The organism is Stenotrophomonas sp. INTA L402-1 (genome assembly GCF_059295135.1).
In genome coordinates, this window is record NZ_JCAFWP010000186.1 from 1 (window position 1) to 579 (window position 579).

At 46.5% G+C, this 579-nt stretch carries 1 pseudogene; it reads right to left on the reverse strand.

Annotated features, from left to right (window positions below):
- Positions 1–84 precede the first annotated feature (84 nt).
- Positions 85–579, reverse strand: a pseudogene (locus AC5O77_RS22250) (DDE-type integrase/transposase/recombinase); the annotation flags it as partial.

Consider the following 579-nt stretch of genomic DNA (forward strand, 5'->3'; position numbering starts at 1 on the left):
TCTCCTAAGTTAATGGCATAGCGTCATTTGAATATCACTGTTGCAAATATAAGTATGGCCGGACCTCTTCTTAATGATGAAGTCCTACATTTCAAAGACTCTGCTGACCAGGCGCACTTCGCCTAGGGGATAACAATAATAAAATGCTGAGGCCTGGCCTTTGCGTAGTACTCGCATCACCTCAATACCTTTGATTGTGGCGTAAACTGTCTTCATGGATTTAAATCACAGCGTGGCGCTGATTATCCGTTTCAGTTTGCTATGATCGCATTCAATCACGTTGTTCCGGTATTTTATCTGCCGCTGTTCTACATCAGACGGACACGGGCCCTCTCGTTTCAATAACCCCAGCGCACGATCAAAGGTGGAGGCTTGCGGGGTGAGAGATTGCCAACCTTTCACCTTGTTTAAAAACTTACCCAAAAATCGATGGTGCGGCCTCTGCTGTCAACAGCGCGGTACCGATAAACCCATCGGCCATTCACTTTTATATAAGTTTCATCAAGATGCCAGGAGCAGAACCGGGAAGGGTTACGCCAATACCACCACAGTCGCTTTTCCATTTCGAGTACATAGTGC